The organism is Streptomyces sp. NPDC127098, assembly GCF_042722465.1.
GTDB lineage: Bacteria > Actinomycetota > Actinomycetes > Streptomycetales > Streptomycetaceae > Streptomyces > Streptomyces millisiae.
Genome location: NZ_JBHXFJ010000004.1, coordinates 81127 through 102970, shown reverse-complemented (window position 1 = coordinate 102970; position 21844 = coordinate 81127). Strand labels below are relative to the sequence as shown.

Annotated in this window: 16 protein-coding genes; 2 read left to right on the top strand and 14 right to left on the bottom strand. The window is 73.7% G+C overall.

The window, feature by feature from the left end:
• Nucleotides 1-285, bottom strand: a complete 285-nt coding sequence (locus ACFWI8_RS04570) for an Rdx family protein (protein ID WP_311599713.1) — start codon at nucleotides 283-285, stop codon at nucleotides 1-3.
• Nucleotides 282-620 (bottom strand): ArsR/SmtB family transcription factor, encoded by a 339-nt coding sequence (locus tag ACFWI8_RS04565; protein WP_387085580.1) that lies wholly within the window; start codon nucleotides 618-620, stop codon nucleotides 282-284. Before ACFWI8_RS04565 ends, ACFWI8_RS04570 begins: the two co-directional genes overlap by 4 nt.
• Nucleotides 621-726: 106 nt before the next feature.
• Between ACFWI8_RS04565 and ACFWI8_RS04560 the strand changes: the two genes are divergently transcribed.
• Nucleotides 727-1680 carry a phosphotriesterase gene (locus ACFWI8_RS04560; protein WP_387085577.1) on the top strand — a complete coding sequence of 318 codons (954 nt, stop codon included), beginning with the start codon at nucleotides 727-729 and terminating at the stop codon, nucleotides 1678-1680.
• Nucleotides 1681-1690: 10 nt separating this feature from the next.
• Here the strand turns inward: ACFWI8_RS04560 and ACFWI8_RS04555 are convergent, their stop codons facing one another.
• The 8 genes from ACFWI8_RS04555 to ACFWI8_RS04520 all read right to left on the bottom strand — a co-directional run bounded on the left by ACFWI8_RS04555 (nucleotide 1691) and on the right by ACFWI8_RS04520 (nucleotide 12779).
• On the bottom strand, nucleotides 1691-2509 hold the full coding sequence (locus ACFWI8_RS04555; protein WP_387085575.1) for a phosphotransferase: 819 nt from the start codon (nucleotides 2507-2509) through the stop codon (nucleotides 1691-1693).
• Between the two features lie 77 nt (nucleotides 2510-2586).
• Entirely contained in the window at nucleotides 2587-4830 is a 2244-nt protein-coding gene (locus ACFWI8_RS04550) for an MMPL family transporter (protein ID WP_387085572.1), read from the bottom strand.
• Between the two features lie 61 nt (nucleotides 4831-4891).
• The gene (locus ACFWI8_RS04545) at nucleotides 4892-6052 is read right to left on the bottom strand and encodes an alpha/beta hydrolase (RefSeq protein WP_387085569.1); all 1161 of its coding nucleotides are present in this window, start codon (nucleotides 6050-6052) and stop codon (nucleotides 4892-4894) included.
• Nucleotides 6053-6099: 47 nt separating this feature from the next.
• A complete protein-coding gene (locus ACFWI8_RS04540) occupies nucleotides 6100-7149 on the bottom strand; it encodes an NAD-dependent epimerase/dehydratase family protein (RefSeq protein ID WP_387085566.1) in 1050 nt (349 codons plus the stop codon).
• Complete coding sequence (locus ACFWI8_RS04535; RefSeq protein ID WP_387085563.1) at nucleotides 7146-9455, bottom strand: MMPL family transporter; 2310 nt, start codon at nucleotides 9453-9455, stop codon at nucleotides 7146-7148. Before ACFWI8_RS04535 ends, ACFWI8_RS04540 begins: the two co-directional genes overlap by 4 nt.
• An 8-nt stretch (nucleotides 9456-9463) precedes the next feature.
• Nucleotides 9464-11089: an FAD-dependent monooxygenase gene (locus ACFWI8_RS04530; RefSeq protein ID WP_387085560.1), complete on the bottom strand. Its 1626-nt coding sequence runs from the start codon at nucleotides 11087-11089 to the stop codon at nucleotides 9464-9466.
• A complete protein-coding gene (locus tag ACFWI8_RS04525) occupies nucleotides 11086-11769 on the bottom strand; it encodes an HAD family phosphatase (RefSeq protein WP_311599727.1) in 684 nt (227 codons plus the stop codon). Before ACFWI8_RS04525 ends, ACFWI8_RS04530 begins: the two co-directional genes overlap by 4 nt.
• The gene (locus ACFWI8_RS04520; RefSeq protein WP_387085556.1) at nucleotides 11760-12779 is read right to left on the bottom strand and encodes a ScbA/BarX family gamma-butyrolactone biosynthesis protein; all 1020 of its coding nucleotides are present in this window, start codon (nucleotides 12777-12779) and stop codon (nucleotides 11760-11762) included. The genes ACFWI8_RS04525 and ACFWI8_RS04520 overlap by 10 nt, the downstream gene beginning before the upstream one ends.
• A gap of 268 nt (nucleotides 12780-13047) precedes the next feature.
• Between ACFWI8_RS04520 and ACFWI8_RS04515 the strand changes: the two genes are divergently transcribed.
• Nucleotides 13048-16083: a BTAD domain-containing putative transcriptional regulator gene (locus ACFWI8_RS04515; protein WP_387085553.1), complete on the top strand. Its 3036-nt coding sequence runs from the start codon at nucleotides 13048-13050 to the stop codon at nucleotides 16081-16083.
• Nucleotides 16084-16837: 754 nt separating this feature from the next.
• Here ACFWI8_RS04515 and ACFWI8_RS04510 read toward each other — a convergent pair.
• From ACFWI8_RS04510 to ACFWI8_RS04495, 4 genes are read right to left on the bottom strand one after another with little or no spacing between them, the layout of a single operon-like run.
• The gene (locus tag ACFWI8_RS04510; RefSeq protein ID WP_387085550.1) at nucleotides 16838-18664 is read right to left on the bottom strand and encodes a DUF2264 domain-containing protein; all 1827 of its coding nucleotides are present in this window, start codon (nucleotides 18662-18664) and stop codon (nucleotides 16838-16840) included.
• Entirely contained in the window at nucleotides 18661-19578 is a 918-nt protein-coding gene (locus ACFWI8_RS04505) for a carbohydrate ABC transporter permease (RefSeq protein WP_387085547.1), read from the bottom strand. Before ACFWI8_RS04505 ends, ACFWI8_RS04510 begins: the two co-directional genes overlap by 4 nt.
• Entirely contained in the window at nucleotides 19575-20507 is a 933-nt protein-coding gene (locus ACFWI8_RS04500; protein WP_387085544.1) for a carbohydrate ABC transporter permease, read from the bottom strand. Before ACFWI8_RS04500 ends, ACFWI8_RS04505 begins: the two co-directional genes overlap by 4 nt.
• Nucleotides 20508-20535: 28 nt before the next feature.
• The gene (locus ACFWI8_RS04495; RefSeq protein WP_387085541.1) at nucleotides 20536-21834 is read right to left on the bottom strand and encodes an ABC transporter substrate-binding protein; all 1299 of its coding nucleotides are present in this window, start codon (nucleotides 21832-21834) and stop codon (nucleotides 20536-20538) included.
• Between the last annotated feature and the right edge of the window lie 10 nt (nucleotides 21835-21844).

Here is a 21844-nt window from a genome sequence, read left to right as displayed (position 1 = left end):
TCAGCCTCCGTCGGCGTGGCCCAGCGAGCGGTGGGGCGCGACGCGGTCGCGGGTGAGGCGCTTGATCTGGGTGGGTTCGGGGAAGCCCTGCGTCTTCCGGTCCCAGACGACCTCCTCGTTGACGCGGACCGTGAAGACCCCGCCGGTGCCGGGGACGAGCGCCACCTGGGCGAGTTCGGCCTCGAAGGTGGTGAGCAGTTCCTGGGCGAGCCAGGCCGCGCGGGGCAGCCAGCGGCAGCGGGTGCAGTACTCGATCGAGACCGTGTGGCGGGTCGGGGTCGTCACCGTGAGCCGACCTCTCCTTCCGTCGGGGTGCCGAGGGCGGCGAGGCGCCGTCGCCAGGCCGCCGAGAGTTCCGTGAGCCAGCGGGCCGTGCTGTCGAGCGGGGCCGGTGCCACCCGGTACAGCACCTCGCGGCCGGCCCGGCCGCCGGCGACCAGGCCCGCCTCGCACAGCACCTGGAGGTGCTTGGCGACGGCCTGCCGGGAGACCGGGAGGCGGGCGGCGAGCGTGGTGGCGCTGGCCTGGCCGGCCTCGGCCAGCGCGTCGAGGAGCAGCCGGCGCGTCGGGTCGGCCAGCGCGACGAGGACGGGGCCGATGTCGCGCTGGTCGTGGCTCATAGCGACCCATCCTCCGGGCGGTGGATCAGATTGTCCATGAACGGGCGCCCGGCGACGGGATGCAACCGTACGGTAGCGCCTCGGCGTCCCCGGCTACCATGCGGGCATGTCTGACGCCCTCACGATCCGCACGGTCCTGGGAGACATCGCCCCCGGCGAGCTGGGGGTATGCGACGCCCACGACCATCTGTTCCTGCGTTCGGCGCTGCTGCCGGGGCAGGAGTTGGACGATCCGGTGGCGGCGGTCGCCGAGTTGCGGGCGTTCGCGGCGGCCGGCGGGCAGGCGGTGGCCCAGTGGACGCCGTTCGGTCTCGGCCGCAGGGCGGGCCGGCTCGGCGAGGTGTCGCGGGCGGCGGGGGTGCACGTGATCGCGGCCACCGGCTTCCACCAGGCGGCGCACGCGGGCGAGTTGCTGACGGAGCGGGTCGCGGGGCGGCTGGCGGAGCTGTTCGTCGACGAGTTGGCGCGCGGCCTGCGCAACGACGACGATCCGGACGCCCCGATGGGCACGGCCCGGGCCGGGATGATCAAGGTGGCCGGCGCGTTCCACGGCCTCGACGCGCACGCCCGCGCCGTGATGACGGCGGCCGCCGAGGCGCACCACGCGACGGACGCGCCGATCGGGGTGCATCTGGAGGGCGGCACGGCGGCGTTGGACGTGCTCGCGCTGCTGTGCGAGCGTCTTGACGTGCCGCCGGAACGGGTGATCCTCAGCCACCTCAACCGCTCCCCCGACGCCCGGGTGCACCGGCAGGCGGCCGAGGCGGGCGCGTTCCTGGCGTTCGACGGCCCCTCACGCGCCCACCACGCCACCGACTGGCGGCTGTTGGACGCGCTGGCGGCGCTCTGCGAGGCGGGCCACGCCGACCGGCTGCTGCTCGGCGGCGACACCACCACGGCCAGGGCCCGCGCCACCACCGGCGGCGAGGGCCCTGGCATGCCGTTCCTGCTGGCGACGCTGCGGCCCCGCGTGGAACGCGAGTTGGGCGCCCGGGTGGCCAACGCGGTTTTCGTCGAGAACCCGGCCCGGGCCTTCGCGGCGCGTTGGAACGGCCGCTAGACGACAGGCCCTAGTCGAGGAGCGCGGCCGTCCACAAGGCGGCGCGTTCCTCGACGTATGCGGCGTCGGAGCGCCAGGCGTCGCCGTGGCCGGTCGCCTGGGGGCACCTCCCGGACGAAGTCTGGGGGAGGGTGGCCCAGGGCTCGGTGCCCAGCGCGGCCTGGTCGCGGAGGAAGTCGTGCATGGCGCGGGTGCGGTTGGTCAGCAGCGGCACCAGGGCACGGCGGTCGGGCTCGTCGAGGCGGTAGGCGTCGACGAAGGTCCGCAGCCGGGCGGCGGCCAGCCGATCCGGGTGCCGGTAGGCGGGGTTGGCGGTGAGCTGGACGAAGCCGCGGGCGGCGTAGGCCAGGTCCCAGAGCCGGGTGCCGGGGCCCGCGCCGTCCCAGTCGATGATCGTCCAGGTGTCGGTGGGCTCGTCGACGACCAGGTTCCAGGGGGCGAGGTCGTGGTGGGCGATGATGTCCGGGTTCTCGACCGGGATGATGGGCCGCCAGTCGGCGTCCGGCGGCGGGGTGAAGTCGGCGACCGCGTCGTGGTAGTCGCGGATCAGCCGGGCGACGAGGGCGAGGCGGTCGGCGGGGTCGAGCAGGACCATCCGATCCGGCCAGAGGGTGGTGCCCGGGGCGAACGTCAGCACCTCACGGCCGCGTTCGTCGATGCCGAGCGGGCGGGGCGCCGCGTGGTAGCCGACCGCGTGCAGGTGGGTGAGCAGGGCGTGCACGGCCGGGGTCCACGGCCCGGTGGGGCGGCGCACGGTGTCGCCGGCGCGGACCACGCCGGCGCTGACGTTGCCGCCGGTCAGCGGCGTCTCCTCGGTGGAACGGTGCATGGCGGCAGTGTGGCACGGAGGCCCGCCCCGTCCGGTGAGGGGCCGGGCGGGACGGGCGGTCGGGGGTGGGGTGAGGGCTACCGCGCGCCGGTGGTCAACGTGGCCGAGGAGGCCGTCGGCGCCGGCTCGGCCGGGCCGGCCTCGCGGAGGCCGAAGCGTTCGTGCAGGCGCCTGAGCGGTCCCGGGGCCCACCAGTTGGCGTCACCGGCGAGGCGCATCGCGGCGGGGACCAGGACCGTTCTGATCAGCAGCGCGTCGACCAGCACGGCCAGGGCCATGCCGACGCCGAGCTGCTTGAGGAAGACGACGCTGCCGGTGACGTAGGCGGCGAAGGTCAGCGCCAGGATGCCGGCGGCGGCCGTGATCAGCGGCGCGCTGCGCTGGATGCCGGCGGCCACGGCCGCCGTGTTGTCGCCGGTGCGGTCGTACTCCTCCTTGATGCGGGCCATGATGAACACCTCGTAGTCCATCGAGAGCCCGTAGGCGATGCAGAACATCAGGATGGGGATGCTCGGTTCCATCCTGCCGGCCGGGGTGAAGTCCAGCAGGCCCGACAGGTTGCCGTCCTGGAAGACCCAGACGAGGGAGCCGAACATCACGGTGAGGCTGAGGACGTTGGCCACCGTGGCCTTGGCCGGGATGAGCACGCTGCCGGTCATCAGGAAGATGATGACGAAGGTGACCAGCAGGATGATGGCGACGACCAGCGGCAGCCGGTCCAGCAGCGCCTCCCTGAAGTCGGTCATGGCGGCGGGGAATCCGCCGACCAGCACCTCGTAGGGGGCGTCCACGGCGCGGATGTCGGCGACCAGTTCGGTCATGTCGCCCTCCAGCGCGGGCCGGTCGGCGACCACGGTGAGGCGGACGGCGTCGTCGGTGGCGAACTGCCCGGGCTCGGCCGGGTTGTCGCCCACGCGGGTGCCGTCCACGTAGGAGCCGGTGGGGGCGTCCACCTGGAAGACGCCCGGCTGCTCGGAGAGCAGGGCGGCGTACTCGTCGGTGGCGGTGCCCGTCGGCTGGTCGACACCGGTGGCGACAATCTGCAGGCCGTCGGTGACCTCGGTGGGGAAGTTCTCGCGGATCTGCTCCTGGGTGACCCGGCTGGCGGCGTCCGACGGCAGCACCCGCTCGTCCGGCAGGCCGAACTGGGCGCCGAGGAACGGGGCGCCGAGCGCGAGCAGGACGACGAGCACCGGCAGGCCGTACAGCAGCGGCCGGCGCATCACCCGCAGCGTGGACCGGTACCAGCGGCCCTGCGTGACGTCGGTCGTGGTGGCCGGCGGCCGGGGCCGCAGCACCCGGTGGCCGACGGCGGCCAGCGCGGCGGGCAGCAGCACGACGGCGCCGAACGCGGCCGTCAGCACGACGGCGATGCCGCCGTAGGCGAAGGACTGGAGGAAGGGGAAGGGGAACGCGAACAGCGCGGCGAGCGAGGCGGCCACGGTGATGCCGCTGAACAGCACGGTGCGGCCGGCGGTCTCCACGGTGCGGGCGGCGGCGGCCAGCTTGTCGCGGCCGGCCGCGCTCTCCTCCCGGAAGCGGGCGATGACGAACAGGCTGTAGTCGATGCCGAGTCCGAGGCCGAGCACCAGCGCCAGGTTGGCGGCGAAGGTGGAGACCTCGACGAACGCGGTGACGCCGCGCAGGATGGCCAGCGTGGCGAGCACCGAGAACAGGCCGACGCCCAGCGTGAGTCCGGCCGCCGACCAGCGGCGGTAGGCCCACACCAGCAGCACGAGCACCACCGGGATGATGACGGCCTCGGCGCGCAGGAAGTCCTGCCGGGACTCGTCGCTCACCTGCCGGAAGATCTCGTCCTGACCACCGGGCTGGACGGTGATCAGCGCCTCGTCCCGGGTGAACTCGGGTGAGACGTCGGCGAGTTCCTCGCGGACCTCGGTGGCGTCGCCGGCCAGCCAGGCGACCACGAGGGCCTGGGTGCGGTCCTCGCTGGCCAGGGTCGGGGTGTTGCCGCGGGTCCAGTAGGAGCCGACGGTGGTGACCAGCGGCTCCTCGGCCAGTTCCTCGGTCAGCGCTCTGCCCGCATCGGCCACCGCCGCGTCGTCGACCGTGCCCTCCTTCGCCGTGACGAGCAGCAGGAAGTTGGGGCTGCCGTCGCCGAACTCCTCGCGCAGGACGTCCTCGGCGCGGTCGGACTCGGAGCCCGGGGCCTCGAACCGGGACAGCGACAGGGCGCTCTGGGCGCCGGCGCCGATCGCGGCGGCGATCGCGAAGAGGATCGCCCCGACGACGAGCACGGCGCGGCGACGCCGGGTGGCCAGGCCGCCGAGCCGACTCAACGGCGGCGGTGATGCGGACATGAACGTGACTCCTCGGTGTCAAACCCGTGTGGGGGTGGGTGTCGCGGTCGAACCGGTTGGATCAACCGCCGTTGCGATCAAGCCAGTCGGCGGCGACGTCGAAGGCCTGCTGGGCTTCGAGCGCCATGTTGATGTAGTGGCCGGCGCCCGGGATCTCGACGACCTCGGTGTCGGGGCTGCCGGTGAACAGGGCCCGGTGTTCCTCGCCGCCCTCGACGCGGGCGCTCTCCGCCCCGTACATGAACAGCACCGGCACGTCGATCTCCGAGACGTGCTGGACGTCCATCAGCACGCCGCCGAGCTGGGAGACCATGTCGCCGCACGGGTGGGCGTTCTGCAGGGGCAGGGAGAGTTCCAGCACCTCGGGTTCGGTCTCGGTGAAGTTGCCGGTCTCGAACTCCTCGGTGCCGAGGTCGTAGTAGGCGTACCCGTCGTCACCGCCGCGTAGGCAGGTCTGGAGCGAGGTGAAGAACCGGGCGTTGGCCTCGGGGGTGAGGCCGAGGTCCGTCCAGTCCATGATCATCAGCCCGTCGACGGCCTGGAAGGAGTAGGCGGCGATCTGGATGACCTGGCCGCCGTTGGACTGTCCGGCGAGGAAGACCCGCTCGAACGACGGGGTCTCGTCGCCGGGCAGCGCGTCCGGGTCGCCGATCTCGTAGGAGCCGTCGCGGAGTTGCTCGGTGATCTGGTGCGCCATGTCGGCCTGGCCGCCGATGCAGGAGCCGAGCCCGTTGGGCTGGTCGCTGGAGTCGTAGCCGAGCCGGTCGATGGTCAACGAGGCGTGGCCGCGCAGCGCCAGCTCCTCGGCGTAGTGGTAGCCCTCGGCGTCGAGCCGCCAGTACCACTCGCCGCCGGCGATGCCGTGCTCGTAGAGCGTGATCGGCGTCTCCTCGCCGGCCGCCTCGCCCTCCAACAGGGCGCGAGGCGCGGTGAGATGGCCGCGGATCGTGTAGGTCTCGCCGTCCACGGCGCAGGCGGCGAGGGTGCGGTTCTGGTTGACCACGGTGAAGGAGACGGGCACGTCGACGATGTCGGCGGCCGCCATCCGCTCCCGGGTCGCCTGGGCGGCGGCCTCGGCGTCGATCTCGGCGGCCCTGGCCTCGGCGACCGGGTCGGCCACGGTGGGCGGCTCGGAGGCGACGGCGAGGGCCCAGTAGGCGGGGCTGAGCGCCAGCAGCGTGGCGACCGCCCCCAGGGCGAGGCTCTTCTTACTGCGGGGCATGGTCTACGGCCTCCTGGCTGCGTGCGGACGGGGGAGCGTGCGCTGGCTCATGCGGCGGCCCCCCTGGTCGATTCGAGGATCCCGGCGGCCCGGTACCAGGCGGCCTCGTCCGCGAAGGTCTGAGTCAACGGGCGGAAGGAGATGCCGAGTTCGCGCTCGGCGCGGGCCGAGGTGATCCGGGTGCGGTTGCCGTCGAGCAGCACCCGCACCCCCTCGCGGGTGGCGATGGGCGGCTGCCGCCGCAGCTTCGCCGAGAGTTCGAGCACGGTGGCGAAGGCGAAGGCCGCGCCGGCCGGCACCTCGCGGGGCGCCGGCACGCCGACGGACTCGGCGACCCCGCCGACGGTGCTGGCCAGCCGCTGCCAGCGTCCCGCCACGATGTAGCGGCGCAGGCTCTGGCCGCTCTCGGCCGCCCGCAGCAGGGCGCCGGCCACGTCGCGGACGTCCACCACGTGGTTGCCGGCGCGGGGCACCGCCCGCAGCTGCCGCCTGGCGACGGACAGGAAGAGCCGGCCGGCCGAGGTGGGGCCGACGTCGCGCGGGCCCCACATCCAGCCGGGCAGCACGATCGGGACCCGCAGCCCCGGCTCCTCGGCGCAGAACTCCCGGATCGCCTCCTCGGCCCGCACCTTGCTCGCCCGGTAGGAGTTGCGCTCCCACCCGGGCGGCGGGGGCGCCGACTCGTCGGCCGGCGCCTCCTGGGTCCCGGGTGCCAGGGTGGTGATGGAGCTGGTGTGCACCACCACCGGCACCCCGGCGTCCACCGACTCCCGCAGCAGCGTGCGGACCGCGTCCACGTTGGTGCGGAACAGCAGCGGCAGGTCGGGGTCCGGCTGGTAGTACTCGCGGAAGTAGGCCGCGGTGTGGATCACGGCGTCGGCGCCGGCCAGCGCGGACCGGTAGCTCGCCGGGTCGTTGACGTCGCCGACGACCAGGGTCAGCGCGGCGTGGTCAGGCAGCAGCCGGCGCGCCTTGTCCGGGTCGCGGACCAGGGCCACGGCCTCGCGGCCCTCGGTCAGCAACTGCTCGACGACGGCGGTGCCGAGCAGTCCGGTCGCCCCGGTCACGACGACGCGGTGGGGAAGTCGGCCGCTCATGGGGCGTCCTCCAGTACGGGTTCCGACGGGCGCGGCCTGGCCGGTGGCTCGCCGGCCGCCGACGGCGGGGCCGGCTCGGGGACCTCCTCGCGGAGACCGAACCGTTCCTGGAAGCGGGCGAGCGGGGCCGGCGCCCACCAGGTGAGCCGGCCGCCGAGCCGCATCACGGCGGGCAGCAGCAGGCCGCGGACGAGCGTCGAGTCGACGATGACGGCGAGCGCCACGCCGAGCCCGAGCATCTTGGTGTTGGTGATGCGTGAGGTGCCGATGGCGACCAGCACCACGGAGAGGATCAGCGCGGCCGCCGTGATGACGCCGCCGGTGCGCTGCACGCCGGCCACGATGGCGCCCGGGGAGTCGCCGGTGCGGCGGTACTCCTCGGTGACCCTGGACAGCAGGAACACGCCGTAGTCCATGGACAGGCCGAACGCGACGCAGAACATCAGCACGGGCAGCGTGACCTCGATGGTGCCGGTCGCCGTGAAGCCGAGCGCCCCGGAGAGGTTGCCGTCCTGGAAGACCCAGACGACGGCGCCGAACATGGCCGACAGGCTCAGCGCGTTGAGCACCACCGACATCACCGGGATCAGCAGGCTGCCGGTGAGCAGGAACATCAGCAGCAGCGAGGCGCCGACGATGATCAGCAGCGCCCAGCCGAGCCGTGAGGAGATGGCCTCCTTGCTGTCCTCCAGCACGGCCGCGTCGCCGCCGACCAGGGTCTCGAAGGCGCGGAAGTCGGCCTGGCCCGCCAGTTCGCGGGCGCCGAGCACGATCTCCTGGGCCTCGGCCGAGCTGACCTCGATGCCCGACTCGGGCACCACCGACAGGTGGCTCATGCCCTCGTGGGCCCGCAGCGCGTGCGCCGGGGTCTCGGAGACGGTCCGCACGCCGTCCTCGTAGGTGCCGACGGGGCTGTCGACGGAGGCGACGCCGGGCAGTTCGGAGAGCCGCAGGGCGAACGTCTCGATGCCGTCCGCGTCGCGCTCCGAGTCGGCCTGGCGGGCGACGAGTTCGACGGTGGCGGTGGCACTGGAGTCGAAGTCGTCCCGGATGATGTCCTGCGCCACCCTGGCCTCGGCGGTCTCGGGCAGCTGCCGGTCGTCGGTGGTGCCGAACTCCACGCGGAGGAAAGGCAGTCCGACGACGACCAGGACGACGGTGGTGCCGATCGCCACCAGCGGCGCGTGTTTCACCGCGGTGCCCGCGATCCGCCGCCAGGCGCCGCCGCCGTCGGCGACGGCCGCCGCCGGGTCGCGGCGCCGCCGCACCCGCAGCGCGTCGACCCGGTGGCCGAGGAGCAGCAGCACGGCCGGCAGCAGCACCAGGGCCGCCGCGGCGGCGAGCAGCACCACGCTGATGCCGGCGTAGGCGAAGGAGCGCAGGAAGTAGAGCGGGAAGACCAGCATCGCGGAGAGCGAGACGGCGACCGTGAGCGCCGAGAACAGCACGGCGCGGCCGGCGGTCCGCACGGTCCTGGCGACGGCCTCGCGCGGGGCGAGGCCGCCGGCCAACTCCTCCCGGTAGCGGCGCACGATGAGCAGGGCGTAGTCGATGGCCAGGCCGAGGCCGAGCGCGGTGGTGAGGTTCTGCGCGAAGATCGAGACGTCGGTGAACTCGGTGACGACGCGCAGCGCCGCGTTGGTGCCGAGGATCGCCACCACGCCCACGCCCAGCGGGAGCAGGGCGGCGACCACGCCGCCGAACACCAGGATGAGGATGATCAAGGTGATGGGCAGGGCGATGAGTTCGGCGGTGAGCAGGTCCTCGGAGATGGTCTCCTGGACCTGGCCGATGGCGGCGACGGTGCCGCCGATCCGCACCTCGACCTGCTCGGTGCCCTCCGGGGTGCCCCGGAAGTCGGGTTCGAGCCGTTCCAGGACGGCCTGGGCCTCGTCCTCGGTGCCCTCGATGTGGGCCAGGATCAGCGCGTGGTCGCGCTCCTCGGAGCGCAACTGCTCGGCTCCGGTGGCCCAGTAGGAGGTGACGCCGGAGACGTCGGGCTGGAACGCCAGGCGTTCGGCGAGCCGGATGCCGTCGGCCGCGACCGCGCGGTCGTCGACGGTGCCGCCGGCCGGGGCGCTGACGACCAGCACCAGGTTGGGCTCGCTGGCCGGGAAGGCGTCCTCCAGCAGCTCGGTGGCCTGCGCCGACTCGGAACCCTCGTCCTCGGTGCCGCCGTTGAGGAGCCGGTCGGCGACGTCGCCGCCGACCAGCACCGCGTCGATGATGAACAGCACCGCGAGCAGCAGCACGAACCTGGGCCACCTGGGTCTGGTGGCCGGTTCCTCGGGTCGTGGTTTCGCCATGGGTCAGATCACCGCCGTCCCTGGGCGTCGCCGGCCGGGGCGTCCGCCGACTCCGGCACCCGGGCGAGGAGTTCGCCGAACGAGCGGGCGCCGTCGAGCACCAGCGCGGCGCCGACCACGCCGTCCGGGCGGACGTACACGGCCTGGGCCGGGCGGGTTTCGTGGGTGGTGGCGACGTCGTGGGCGGCCGCCCCCGGGACCCCACCGGAGGCGACGAGCAGCACGTCGACGGCCTCCGGGTCGAAGCGGGCCCTGGCCTGCTCGGCGGCCTCGGCCGCCGTCCCCGCGCCGTCGTCGAAGACGACGACGGCGTGCCGGCCGGCGGACAAATAGCCGTGCAGGGTGGCCGACTTGGTGCCGCGCACCGGGGTGAGCACCAGGTCCGGCATCCGGCGTCCCGGGGTGACGCGGGCGCCGCCGGGCGTGGTGTCGACGGCCGGGCTGGCGGTCAGGTCCAGGTCGATCTGGGCGATCTCCGGGATGAGGCGGCGTTCCAGGGCGCCGCTCTTCGACAGCCGGCGCAGCAGGGTGTCGCGCAGGCCCCGCAGCAGCGGGTTGCGCACCATCCACAGCTTGGTCTGCCGGTCGGCGTTGCGCACGGCCCGCACGGCGGTGGGCCGGCGCTCGGCCTCGTAGCTGTCGAGCAGCGACTCGTCGGCGCCCCGGCAGACGGCGGCGAGCTTCCAGCCGATGTCGTAGCCGTCCTGGACGCCGGTGTTGAGGCCCTGGCCGCCGGCGGGGCTGTGCACGTGGGCGGCGTCGCCGGCGAGGAAGACGGCGCCCTGTCGGAAGGCGCCGGCGACCCTGGCGTGCACCTGGAACCTGCTGGTCCACCAGGACTCGCCGATCCGCCACCTGCCGGGGCCGCGCTCGTCGAGCAGTTGCTGGAGCTCGGCGGTGGTGGGCCGGTCGGTCCTGGTGCCGGCCGGCTGGTCGAAGAAGACCCGGTGGCCGCCCTTGGGCAGCGCCACGACCACCAGCACGCCGTCCGGCGTCAGGTGGTACTGGGCCTCGGCCTCCGGCAGCGGGGCGCCGCCGGCGGCGTCGAGGACGACGTCGCCGAGCAGGAAGTCCCGCGGGTAGGTGTCGCCTTCGAAGGGCACGCCGAGCGCGCCGCGCACGGTGCTGTGCATGCCGTCGGCGGCGATCAGCCAGCGGGCCCGCAGGGTGGTCTCGGCGCCCTCCGCCTCGTCAAGGGCGACCTCGCCCCCTTCCTCACCGTCAGCGCCCGCGGTGGTGACGGACCGCACGGTGGTGTTCCACCGCACGGTGCCGCCGAGTTGGGTGAGACGCTCGTAGAGCAGCTCCTCGATGACCGGCTGCGGCACGCTCAGCGGCCCCGGGAAGCGGGTGTTGGGGAGGCCGCCGAAGGTGACGGCGGCGACCTTGCGGCCGCGCGACCAGTAGGAGGCGCCGGCCAGCGGAAGGGCACGCTCGGCCACCTGCTCGGCGACACCGACCCGGTCGAGCGCCTCCAGGGCGCCGCTCCAGGTGACGATCGCCTTGGGCGCGGTGGCCGGCCCGCTCCGCCGGTCCACGACGGTCACGTCCACGCCCTGCCGCAGCAGGGTGCAGGCGGCGGTCAGGCCCGTGGGCCCGGCTCCCGCGACGAGTACGGTCCGGTCCTCGGTCATGCGCCGGCTCCTTCGGGGATGTGGTCGGGGTCGAGTCCGAGCAGCGTGGCGATCTCCTTGACCGCCTGGCTCGTGTCGTGGAAGAGCACGGTGTGCATGCCGAGTTCGCGCGCCGGCAGCAGGTTCTCCTCGGTGTCGTCCACGAACAGGCAGCTGCTCGGCTCCGCGTCGAGCCGGGCGAGCAGCCTGCGGTAGATCTCCGGGTCCGGCTTGCGCACCCGTTCCACGGAGGAGTCCACGACGACGTCGAAGAGCTCGTCGACGGGCAGCGTCGCCCGCCAACGCGGTTCCCACTCCCGCACGTTGTTGGTGAGCAGCGCCACGCGACGGCCGTCCTCCCGTACCGTCCGCAGAAACGTGACGAGCTCCTCGTTGGCGTGCCGGCCGAGGAACCACAGCTCCCCGAACGAACGCCCGTCCAACAGGTCGGCGGTCTCCGGCGGCATCTCGTCGGTGACGCGCCGCACCATCTGTTCCTCGGTGATGGCCGCGATCTCCAGGTCGGCCATGGGTGTCGCGCCGTGCCGCCTGGTCGCGGCGGCGAAGGCGGCCGCGATGGTCTCCAGGGGGATGCCGGTGCGGTCGGCGAACGCCTGGTACGTCTCCAGCAGCGGGTTGGTCAGGACGCCGCCGTAGTCGCACACCAGGGTGGTGATCCCGGATTCGCCGGTCAGGCCCACAGCGCCACCTCCAGCGCGACCTCGCTCACGGTGCTGCCGCTCTGCTCCAGGCGGATGTCGACGGGGACCGAGAGCAGCCCGACCGCCTTGGACTGCCGCACGCCGCCCACCCGGGCGTCCACCGTGGTCGCCAGGTCGAGCTCGGCGAACTCGGGGAAGTGTGCGCGCAGTTCGGTGACGAGCAGCTGCTCGGGGAAGAGGCCGTGCAGCCGGGCGACGGCGGCGACCGCCAGCTGGCGCGCCGCCTCCAGCTGGAGGTTGCCCGGCACGTGGTCGAGTTCGTGGTCGAACAGGTGCGGGTGCCGGGTGTCCACGACGAGCCGGGCGCGCGCGTTGCCGCTCGGGTCGACGGTGGGCTCGGTCACCACGACGTTGCGCGGGTCGTGGCGGCCGACGGCGGCCGGGGCGGCGGGCGCGAGGCGGGAGACCAGGGTGGACGCCGGGGTGGCCGCCCGCACCCGGTCGCGGCCCTTGGCCCGCAGCATGCTGAAGGCCCGCTTGCTGACGAAGACCAGGCCGCCGGTGGCCTCCAGGGCCGGCACGTCGTCGACGAACATCACTCCGTCGAAGTCGAAGCCGAGCACCCGGCCGGCGCGGTTGCGCTCGGGCCTGACGGTCAGGGAGATGACGAGGTGGGCCGGCCTGGTGCCGATGCGCAGCGCGTCGATGGAGCGGACCTGGTAGTTCATGGCCTTGAAGATGAAGGCCGAGTCCAGCGGGACGTCGAGGTGGCGGTGGGCCACGAAGACGCCCGCCTGCCGCAGCACCTCGACGATGAGCAGGAAGTCGTAGGTCGCGGCACGCTCGCCTATGAGGTGTCCGCGGGGAAGCTGGGCGGCCACCTCGAAGGTGGCCTCGGCTCTGCCGATCCCGTTGGTCGCGTCCGCGACCGAGTCAGTGATGAAGACCTCGGCGACGGACGCCCGGTGCACCAGCGCACGCGGGACGGTCGCGTCGTACCTGAGTCGGTCGCGGGACGAGGCCGAGGGGAGTTTCGTGGGCAGGGTCATGCCGTGCTCTCCTTACCGGGTCCTGGGGACGGGGACATCGCGTTCGACGCCCCGCCTAGCGACCATGGCGGGGCCCGCTGACCGGCCGTTGGAAGAAACGCTGAAGCCCCCTGAAGACGCCCCTGAAGGAAAGCTGACGACCGCCACCATGAACTCCGCGTAACCACTGCGTGATCACGCGTTCCGTCGCCTATGCTCCACACATCAGCAGAACGCACGGCCGAAGTGACCAATTCGGAAAAAGTCGTGATCGATTACGGGGGTTGTCGTGAGTCACGATGGTGTTCGGTTCGAGGTGCTGGGTCCTGTCAGAGCACTGCGCGGGGCCGACGAGATACCGCTGGGACCGCCGCGCCAACGAGCGGTGTTGACCGCACTGCTGTTGCGCGCGCCACGTCCGGTCTCGGCGGAACGGGTCATCACCACGGTCTGGGGCGACGACGCCCCGGCCCACGCGGTGAACCTGGTACAGAAATACGTGTCGGGGTTGCGGCGTTGCCTCCCCGACAGCGCGCCCATCACCCTGAGTTCCGGCGGCTACTCGCTCCACCCCGGAGACGGCTTCGACCTCTGGGAGTTCGAACAACTGCTGGCCACCGCGCGCGCCGCCCGGGCGGGTGGCCGCGCCGACACGGCGTCCGAGGCCCTGACCGAGGCCACGGCGCTGTGGCGGGGCCCGCTCGCGGAGGGCATCGGCGGTCCCGGTATCGAACTGGAGCGCGATCGACTGGCCGAGCAGCAACTGATCGCCTTCGAGGACCTGTACGCGCTCGGCCTGCTGCTCGGCCGCGGCCCCGACTCGGTGCCCGAGCTGGTCAGGCTCGCCGCCGAACACCCGCAGCGGGAACGGCTGCACGGGCTGCTCATGCGCGCACTCGCCCAGTCCGGGCGCCAGATAGAGGCCCTGGACGTCTACGCCCGCATCCGCCGCCGGCTCGCCGACGAGTACGGCACCGACCCGGGCCCCGAACTCCGCTCGGCCCACCAGCAGGTGCTCTCCGGCGCCACCCAACAGGTGACCGCCGAGCCCACCCAGGACGTGCCCACCGCCGTGCCCGCCCAACTCCCCCACGAGGCGTTCGGGTTCACCGGGCGTCACGGGCAGGCCGAGCAGATCACCAGCCTGCTGCGCTCGGACGGCATGCCCATCGTCTACGTGGAGGGCACCGCGGGCGTCGGCAAGACCGCGCTCGTCGTGCACTGCGCCCACCAGGTCGCCGACGACTTCCCCGACGGCCAGCTCTTCGCCGACCTGCGCGGCTTCGACCAGCTGGGGCCCGCCCATCCCACCGAGATCCTGGGCGGCTTCCTCCGCGCCTTAGGCATCCCCGCCCAGCGGGTACCACCCGACACGCGGGAACGCTCCGACCTCTTCCGCACCCTGCTCGCCAAGCGCCGGGTGCTCGTCGTGCTGGACAACGCCGCCCACGCCGACCAGATCAGACCCCTGCTCCCCGGATCACGCGGCTGCGCCGTGCTGATCACCACCCGCCGCGGGCTCCCCGGACTCGTCGCCCGCGAGGGCGCCCGCCGGGTGGTGCTGCCCGTACTGTCCGCGCGGGAGGCCGAGCACCTGCTGCGCACCATGCTCGGCCCGGCCGCCGTCGGTCCGGCCGCCACCCAGATCGCCCGGCTCTGCGGCTACCTGCCGCTCGCCCTGCGCCTGGTGGCCGCCGGCGCCGCCGTCAGATCCGAGGGCCTGGACACCGTCGCCGGCCAGCTGGCCGCCGAGGGCCCGCTGGCCGGCGCCGCCATTCCGGGCGACGAGAGCCTGTCGCTCTCCGCCTCGCTCGACCTCTCCTACGGCACCCTGGACGAGACGGCCCGCCGGGTGCTGCGCCGACTCGGCCTGGTGCCGGGCCCCAACCTCACCCGCAAGGGCGCGGCGGTGGTGGCGGGGGCGGAGTCCGCGGAGACCGAGCGGGTGCTCCACTCGCTGGTCGCCGCCAACCTGATCGAGGCCGAGGCGCCGGGGCTCTACCGCTTCCCGCACGACCTGCTGCGCGAGTACGCGCGGAAGCGGGCGCTCGCCGAGGAGCCGCACGCCGAGCGGGAGGCCGCCGTCCACCGGCTGACCGCCTGGTCGATGCGGGCCGCCTCGGTGTTCGACGGCGGCTCGGGGCGGCTGTTCGCCGTCGCGCCGGGCGGCGAGATCGCCTCGGCCGAGGACGAGTTGCAGACCAGGGCCGACCGGAAGCGGCCGCCGCTCGCCGAGTTGGCGAACCTGGCCCCGCTCGCCGAGTACGCGGCCGAGCACGGCCCCTACCCCGCCGCCTGGATGCTCGCCCAACGGCTGTGGGGCATGTGCAAGCACCACAGCCTGATGCCCGAATGGCTGGCCGGCGCGCAGGCCGGGCTGCGGGCGGCGCGCCGGGCCGGCGACCAGCAGGCCGAGGCGGAGCTGTCCATCAGCCTCGTCGACGCCATGCTGACGGCCGGCCGCATGGAGCAGGCCGAGCAGCACGCGCTGCGCGCCCTCGACCTGGGCCGGCGGCACGAGCTGCCGGGGCCGCTGGCCGCCGCCCACGAGCACCTGGGGCGCTCCCGCTGGCTCACCGGCGATCTCACCGAGGCGCACGAGCTGTTGGCGGAGGCCGTCCGCCGGTACGGCCGGCTCCAGCAGCCGCTGCGGCTGGCACTGGCGCTCGCCGCGCTGGGCCGGGTCGACCTCGACCTGGGCCGGCCCGAGCTCGCCAAACGGGCCTACCGGACGGCGCTGCGGCTCGCCGTCGCGCACCGCGCGCTCCCCATGCTGGCGGTGCTGAGAGCGGAACTCGGCATAGTGCTGGGCGCGCTGGGCGACCAGGAGGCGGCGGTGGCGTCCCTGGAGGCCGCCGTCGCGGTGGCGGGCGAGCTGCCGCGGCCGATCGCGCTGGGGCAGGCCTACCTGAGCACGCACCTCGCGGCGCTCGGGGAGCGCGACCGGGCCCGGGTCGCCTGCCAGAAGGGCCTGAGCACCGCCGAGAACAACGGCGACCGGTGGGCGCACGTCGAGGCGCGCAACGCGGTGGGCAGGACGTTGACCCTGCTCGGCGACACCGCGGGCGCCATCACCCAACACCAGGCGGCACTGGCCCAGTCCAGAGGGCTCAGCTACCGGCGCGGCGAACTCCACGCGCTGGCCGGCCTCGCCGAGGCCGCCGAACACTCCCCGGAGGGCGCCCAGTGGGCGCGCCAGGCCACGTCGCTGGCCAGACGCCACGGCTACGCCGGGATGGTCAGACAGCTGGCCAAACTCGACACGCACGTCGACCACGACGCCGAGGCGCGCGAACACGAGGCGCCGCGTCTACGGATCGCCTGACGGCGGGTCGAGCCACGTTTCCGCGCTTTCGCGCGGACGGGCCGGGGCGCCACCGCGCTGCGCGCGGTGAGCGACGGACGCGCCGCGCTGCGCGGCGAAGCCGAGCGCGCGGCACCGGTGCGCTGTGCGCTTGCAGCGCAGACGCCGCAGGTGCGCTGCGCGCGGGACAACGGCGTCCCGCCCGCGCCCTGACGGGCGGCCGTCGCCTCCGGCGACGCACGACTCCGGGACAATGGCGTCCCGGGAACCGCCATCCTGACGGGCCACCATCGGAGCTACGGCAGCCGGCCGGCCGCTCCCCTCCGGCTCCGCGCCGCCGGACGACGACGTCCCACCGGGTAGCCCGGTACCCCGGACGAACGGCCGTCGCACCAGCGACAGCTGGCCAGCGCACGCACACCCGGCTCAGTGCCCGGGGACAACGGCGTTCCGGGAACCGGGCCGCCACCAAGCCGGCGCCAGCCGGCCCAGGCACGGCCGCGCCCCTCCAGATCCGCGCCCCCGGACGACGACGTCCCACCGGGTAGCCCGGTACCCCGGGCGAACGGCCGTCGCGCCAGCGACGGCTGGCCGACCGGGCGACGACAACCTCACGCCCCGCGGCCGCCCGGCTCAACCGCGACGGCGACGACATCCCGCCGGTGCCCCGGGAGAACGGCCGACGTGCCGGCGGCAGCCGACCCGCTCCGCGTCCCGGGACAACGGCGTTCCGGGAACCGGGCTGCCGCCGCCAGGCCGGCGGCAGCCGGCCCGCTCAGTCGGGGGCGACGACATCCCGGCTGCCGTCGGGCCAGGTCACCTCGCCGCTCGCGGCGTCGTAGCGCGGCGCGGGTGGCAGCGCAGCGGAATCCGTGGTGCCGAGGAAGACCGCGACGGCGACCCGGCCTTCGGCGGGCGCCTCGTGCCACGGCGTCGCGCTGTGGGCACCGAACGGGTTGGTGTGCTCGGCCCGGTGCGCCGGCGGTGGTTCGGCCGGTGGGTGGAGGACCAGCAGCGCGCTGGTCAGTCCGTCGGCGCGGCGGACCACGCCGGGGCCCGGCTCCGCCGGCGGGCGGTCGGCGGCCAGCGCGTGGCCGCCGATCACCAGTCGGCGGCCGGGCGCCGGCTCGTCGGGCCACACCACCCGCACCTCCCACGGGCCTTCGACCGCCGAGGCCACCGTCACGGACTCGTGGTGCGAGACGGCCACCCGCCCGTCGAGCGAGAGGAGTTCGAGCCCGGCCCGCGCCGCGGGCGCGTCGGCCGGCGCCACCTGGTTGTCGGGGGCGGCCTCGCCGGCCCGCGCGTCGCCGTCCAGCCGGAAGTCGGCGGCCGGGTCGGGCGGTCCGAGCTCGGGCGCGGTGTGCGTGGTGTAGGCGAGGCGGGCGTAGAAGGGGTCGCGGCCGCTCGGGGTGCGCGGCGTGCCGTGGTTGACGACGCGCACCACGCCGTCGGCCGCGGTGCCGCTGACCAGCCAGCCTGGCGCGGCGATCGCGCGGGTGAAGTCGCCGCGCTCCACCGGCAGCGGCTCCTCGGTGGCGGTCCACACCGGGTGGTCGGGCGGCAGCAGCAGGCCGAGGAAGCCCTTGCTGGCCCAGTAGGGCGAGGCGGGGCCCGAGTAGTTCTGCCTGATCGCCTCGAAGCGGCGGTGCCAGCCGAGCGACAGCAGGCCGCGTTCCTCGGTGGCGCCCCGGTCGAGGAAGTACCGCAGCATGCCGCTGGCCGTGCGCCTGGTCAGCCCCGGCGGCAGCGGGGTGGCGTCGAAGAGCGCGCCGGTGAGGAAGGGCGCGGCCGCCGCGAACCGGTAGGTGAGGGAGCGGCCCTGGAAGAGCGGCGCGCCGTCGCCGCCGACGAGGTGGACGGCGTCCTCCAGGAAGGTCCGGAGCCGGTCCCGGTAGCGGGCCAGCGGCTCGTGGTCGCCGGAGATCCGGCAGTACCAGAGCGGATAGAGGTGCATGGCCCAGCCGTTGTAGTGGTCGAAGCGGCTGGTGCCCCCGTCGGTGTACCAACCACCGCCCCGGTACCAGGAGTCGGTGACCTCGACGGCGTGCGCGATGTCGGCGACGGCGTGCGGGGCGTCGACGGAGCGGAGGAAGGCGGCGACCACCGCGCGGAACCAGACCCAGTTGTTGGCCGGCACCTCGACGCCGCCAAGATCGGCGAGCCAGCCGACGGTGTTCTCGCGTACCGCGTCCGGGAGTCGGTCCCACAGCAGGGCGCGGGTCTCGTGCAGGGCGAGCGCGACGGAGGCGGCCTCGACCCTGGCCTGCCGGAGCTCGCCCGGCCTCGGCCAGCGTTCCGGGGAACGGGGGTCGGTGCCGGCGGCGAGCCCCGTCGCGTAGGGCGCGAGGATCCGTTCCGCGTGCTCGGGCGCCGCGTGCGCGGCGCGGAACGCGGCGAGCAGGAACGTCCGCGCGTAGCCCTCCAGGTCGTCGCTCCACTCGCCGGAACCGCTGGCCGGGCCAGGCAGCCGGACGAGCGAGCCGCTGGGGGAGGCGAACGGCCGGACGGCGGCCAGCAGTTCGTCGGCGACCGCCTCCCAGTGCGCCCTGGTCCAGCCGGTGTGCGGGGAGAGTACGGGGTCTTCGGACGGGAGGTTCAACGGACGCCGCCTTCCGCGAGGCCGGCGCGCCAGCGGCGCTGGAGCGGGATGAACAGCAGGATCAGCGGGATGGTGGCGACGGCCGAGCCGACCACCACCATCCGGGTGTAGTCGGGATTCTGGCCGACCGCGGAGTTCCAGGTGAAGAGGCCCTGGCCGATGGTGAAGAGGTCGTTGTCGGTGATCATCACCAGCGGCAGGAAGAAGTTGTTCCAGATGGCGATGAACTGGAAGAGGAAGATGGTCAGCGCGCCGGGCGCCATCAGGCGCAGCCCTACGGAGAAGAAGGTGCGCAGCTCGCCGGCGCCGTCGAGCCGCGCGGCCTCCAGCAGTTCGTCTGGTATGGCGCCTGAGGAGTAGGCGCGGGCCAGGTAGACGCCGAACGGGTTGACCATCACGGGCAGCAGCACCGACCAGACGGTGTCGGTCATCCGGATCTCGGCCATCATCAGGTAGAGCGGCACGATGATCGCGGTGTGCGGGATGAGCACGCCGCCGATGACCAGCGCGTACCACTTCTCCCGCCAGCGGAAGTCGAACTTGTCGAAGGCGTAGCCGGCGGCGACGGAGAGCAGGGTGGCGACGGCGGCGCCACCGACGGCGTAGAGCGCGGTGTTGAGCATCCAGCGGCCGAACAGGCCGCCGTCCTGGGCGAACAGGTCGCGCACGTTGTCCAGCACGTGGAAGCCGGCGGACGGCGCGAAGCCGTTGCTGCCGTAGAGCTCCGGCAGCGTCTTGGTGACGCCGAACAGGAGCCACACCAGCGGCAGCAGGGTGTAGACGGCGGCGATCGCGGTGATGGTGGTGGCGGTTCCGCGCCGCAGCCACCAGGCGGTGCCGGGCCTGGTGGCGGGCTTCGGCGCGCCGCGCCGCTCCTCGGCGGTGGGCGACGGGGCCGGCAGCACGTCGGTCATCGAGCGCTCCTGCGGTTGGCGAACGTGGTGACGGCGAAGGAGAGGATCCCGGCGAGCACGGCGACCAGCACCGAGACGGTGGCCGCGTAGTGGTAGTCGTTGGAGTTGAACGCGGCCGAGAACGCGAGCATGTTGGGCGTCCAGGTGGACGTGACCGAGGACTCGGCGGAGCTCTGCACGATCGTCGGCTCGGTGAAGAGCTGGAGCGAGCCGATGATGGTGAACAGCGTGGCCACCATCATCGCGGGGAACACCTGCGGCAGTTTGACGCTCAGCGCGGTGCGCAGTTCGCCGGCGCCGTCGATCCTGGCGGCCTCCACGGTGGAGCGGGGCACGGCCTGGAGGGCGACGTAGATCAGCACCACGTTGAAGCCGAGGGACTGCCAGACGGCGATGTTGACGAGCGAGAACAGCAGGTTGGGCCCGGTGAGGAAGTCGACCTCGGCACCAAGGGACTCCAGCGCGTCGATGACCGGGCTGAGTCCTGGGGTGTAGAGGTACACCCAGACGATGGCGGCGATCAGGCCCGGCACGATGTGCGGCAGGAACAGCACGGTGTGGAAGAGGCGGCGGGCCGCCGTGAGGGTGGTGTCGAGCAGCAGCGCCAGCGCGGCGGCGAGCGCGATCAGCAGCGGCACGTAGATCAGGCCGTAGAGCAGCACGCGGCCGGTGCCGACCAGGAAGTCCTGGTCGCTGAGGGCGCGGGTGTAGTTGTGCAGCCCGGCGAAGACGCGCTCGGGTCCTTCCCAGCCAACGCCGTCGTAGCGTTCGCGGAACAGGCTGAGGCCGAGGCCGTAGAGGATGGGGATGAGGTAGGTGAAGGCGAAGAGCAGGAAGAAGGGGCCGAGCAGGAGCAGCGGGCCGCTGCCGCGCCGCCGCCTGTTGCCCGCGCCGGTGCCCGCCGCCCGCTGTTGACTGACGATTGCCATGGGGGTTCGGGGTCCTTTCTCGGCCGGTTCAGCCGCTGACGTCGAAGCCGCGTTGCCGCAGCTGCGCCCGGGTGGCTTCCTGCCAGCGGCGCAGCGCGTCGGCGAGGCCGCCGGGGCGGTCGAGTCCGGTGGTGGTCTCGTCGACGAGGCGGGCGAAGCCCACGGTCATGTCGGGGCCCCACTCCCAGTCGGGGTCCACGGTGGCTGCGGCCTCGGCGGCGGCGTCGGGCAGGTTCATGCCGGCCACGAAGGGGTTGGCGGCCTCGATGCCGGGGCCCCAGACCTCGGCCTGGCCGAGGTGGGCGGGGTAGGAGGTGTTGACGCCGGCGATGGCGTCGACGGCCTCGGGTGAGGTCGCGGCCCAGCGGATGAACTCGGCCGCCTCCTCGGCGTGTTCGGCGCCCTCGGGGATGGCGAGCGAGGAGCCGCCGTAGTTGGCGCTGGCCGCGCCGCCCTCCTCCCACGCCGGGAGCGGCACGGCCCCCCAGGCGCCGGCGAGTTCGGGTACGAAGCGGGAGATGTTGGCGGCCGTCCAGGGGCCGCCGATGAGGGTGAGCGAGGTGCCCTCCTGGAGCGCGGTCACGTGCTGCTCCTCGAAGGTGGGCCCCACCGTCACGAGGTCGTCGGCGATCAGCGACTCCCAGTACTCGGCGACGCGGGTGGTCGGTCCGTCGACGCCACTGACCTGCCAGTGGCCGCTCGACGTGTCGTACCACTCGGCGCCGGCCTGCCAGGCGAGCGCGGCGAACAGCGCGGCGTCGTTGGAGCCGAAGTTGGTCATGGTGGCGTCGGGATGGTCAGCGCGCAGCCGCTCGGCGGTGGCGCGGTACTCGGCCCAGGTGGTGGGCGGCTGGTACCCGTACTCCTCGAACAGGTCGGCCCGGTAGAACAGCACGGTCGGGCCGATGTTGAGCGGCAGTGCGGACAACCGGCCGCCGAGTGCGGTCTGTTGCCAGGCCCAGTCGGGGAACTCCGGCTCCAGCTCGTCGAGTCCGAACGGTTCCAGGGGCTGTACGACCCGCTGCGTCACGAAGCCGGGCAGCTGCGGGTACTCGACGGTGACGACGTCGGGGGCGCGGCCGGCGCGCACGGCGTTGAACATGTTGGAGTAGCCGCCCGCGGTGCCGGCCGGCACTCGCTCGAAGGCGACCTGGACGTCGTCGTGGGTGGCGTTGAAGCGGTCGACCAGCTCCTGGGAACCGGAGATCCAGGACCAGTAGGTGATGACGGTGGGCCCGTCGCCGTCGTTGCCCGACGCGCCGCCGCCGATCCCGCAGGAGGCGAGCAGCAGGGCCGCCGCCACTGCGGCGAGGATGCGCTGAAACACGAAGGCGGCT

Bases quoted from the DNA above. Each gene is read 5' to 3' on its own strand.
- ACFWI8_RS04565 (WP_387085580.1), bottom strand. From the start codon at position 620: ATGAGCCACGACCAGCGCGACATCGGCCCCGTCCTCGTCGCGCTGGCC.
- ACFWI8_RS04560 (WP_387085577.1), top strand. From the start codon at position 727: ATGTCTGACGCCCTCACGATCCGCACGGTCCTGGGAGACATCGCCCCC.
- ACFWI8_RS04555 (WP_387085575.1), bottom strand. From the start codon at position 2,509: ATGCACCGTTCCACCGAGGAGACGCCGCTGACCGGCGGCAACGTCAGC.
- ACFWI8_RS04550 (WP_387085572.1), bottom strand. From the start codon at position 4,830: ATGTCCGCATCACCGCCGCCGTTGAGTCGGCTCGGCGGCCTGGCCACC.
- ACFWI8_RS04545 (WP_387085569.1), bottom strand. From the start codon at position 6,052: ATGCCCCGCAGTAAGAAGAGCCTCGCCCTGGGGGCGGTCGCCACGCTG.
- ACFWI8_RS04540 (WP_387085566.1), bottom strand. From the start codon at position 7,149: ATGAGCGGCCGACTTCCCCACCGCGTCGTCGTGACCGGGGCGACCGGA.
- ACFWI8_RS04535 (WP_387085563.1), bottom strand. From the start codon at position 9,455: ATGGCGAAACCACGACCCGAGGAACCGGCCACCAGACCCAGGTGGCCC.
- ACFWI8_RS04530 (WP_387085560.1), bottom strand. From the start codon at position 11,089: ATGACCGAGGACCGGACCGTACTCGTCGCGGGAGCCGGGCCCACGGGC.
- ACFWI8_RS04520 (WP_387085556.1), bottom strand. From the start codon at position 12,779: ATGACCCTGCCCACGAAACTCCCCTCGGCCTCGTCCCGCGACCGACTC.
- ACFWI8_RS04505 (WP_387085547.1), bottom strand. From the start codon at position 19,578: ATGACCGACGTGCTGCCGGCCCCGTCGCCCACCGCCGAGGAGCGGCGC.
- ACFWI8_RS04500 (WP_387085544.1), bottom strand. From the start codon at position 20,507: ATGGCAATCGTCAGTCAACAGCGGGCGGCGGGCACCGGCGCGGGCAAC.